The sequence below is a fragment of the Aquidulcibacter paucihalophilus genome (assembly GCF_002105465.1).
GTDB lineage: Bacteria > Pseudomonadota > Alphaproteobacteria > Caulobacterales > Aquidulcibacteraceae > Aquidulcibacter > Aquidulcibacter paucihalophilus.
Genome location: NZ_NCSQ01000088.1, coordinates 1 through 667, shown reverse-complemented (window position 1 = coordinate 667; position 667 = coordinate 1). Strand labels below are relative to the sequence as shown.

General features: G+C 56.5%; 1 pseudogene. It reads right to left on the bottom strand.

Going from position 1 to position 667, the window contains the following annotated elements:
* Positions 1–638, bottom strand: a pseudogene (locus tag B7364_RS07890) (hypothetical protein); the annotation flags it as partial.
* Positions 639–667 lie beyond the last annotated feature (29 nt).

Below are 667 nucleotides of genomic sequence, written 5' to 3'. Positions count from 1 at the left end.
TTGGTCTTGCTGCCGGTATCAAGGATCAGGACACTGTTGCCAGTGGATCGCTTCTCAAGGCCGACAACCTCCCCAACCAGTTCTTCACCCCGCTCATGGAGCTTGGTCGTACTACGCGTCTTGGTGATGTCGACCCGTGACCTCTCGGCTAACGTCTCTGTCCAGCCATCCTTGAACGCCATCACATTGCGGCGCACTTCTGTGGCAAGACCGCGTGCTTCCAGCTCACGCGCACGTGCGCGTAGCGCATTGCCCCAGATGGCTTGATCGGGATCACGCCCGCCCAAGTCTTGAAGCCGAACTTCTCCCCGACCATCAAGCTCTGCCGCAAGGGCCTTATCCAGCCGACTGAACCCCTTGGCATGGATATCGCGATCAAGGGCCATACGCTCATCAAAGATCGAGCGCTCTCCGAGTTCTGCCGTTGCGCGCTCGCGTGCCTGATGGCGTAGACCATGGGAGAGATAATCGCGAGGGATACGTAACTCATGACCTTCACGTGTCCTGCCGCGCAAGATGACATGGGCATGGGGATTATCTGTATTCCAATGATTGATCGCGACCCATTCTGTCCCTACACCGAGGTCGCTTTCCATTTGCCCCATCACATCGCGAACATATTCCTGAAGATCTTCCATGCGTGAAGCACTCTCTGGCGCAATCATAA